Origin of the sequence: Mixta mediterraneensis (assembly GCF_030283135.1) — a bacterium.
In the GTDB taxonomy this organism is placed as follows: Bacteria; Pseudomonadota; Gammaproteobacteria; order Enterobacterales; family Enterobacteriaceae; genus Pantoea; species Pantoea mediterraneensis.
In genome coordinates this window covers 1-439 of record NZ_JASUAZ010000156.1, presented here as the reverse complement: position 1 = coordinate 439, position 439 = coordinate 1, and the positions used below count along the sequence as shown (strand labels likewise).

1 protein-coding gene is annotated in these 439 nt (G+C 49.2%); it reads left to right on the top strand.

What is annotated here, in order from left to right:
• On the top strand, positions 1 to 439 hold a 439-nt coding region (locus QRY16_RS22025; protein ID WP_289778071.1), incomplete at both ends, for a reverse transcriptase domain-containing protein.

Sequence of the window (439 nt, the reverse complement as noted above, 5' to 3'; positions counted from 1 at the left end):
ATGTAGATGATATCATTTTGGTCAGCTCCTCTCAGTCGGCTGCTACTGCGCTTGTTCGCTCACTTGGTGCTGATTTTGCGGTCAAGGACCTTGGGAAGCTTCATTACTTTCTTGGTGTGGAGGTTACTTCTCGTGCTGCTGGCCTTGTTATGACGCAGAAGAAGTACTCTCTGGATTTGTTGCAGCGAGCTGGGATGCTTAAGTGCAAACCGACGACTACACCCATGTCTACCACTGATAAGCTCAATGCTGTTGATGGTGTGCTTCTTTCTACTTCTGACGCGACAGAGTACAGGAGTATTGTTGGTGGCCTGCAGTATCTGACGATCACGCATCCTGATCTCTCCTTTGCGGTTAACAGGGTGTGCCAGTATCTTCATGCTCCTACTGATGTACACTGGTCTGCTGTGAAGCGCATACTGCGTTATGTGCGTCTCAC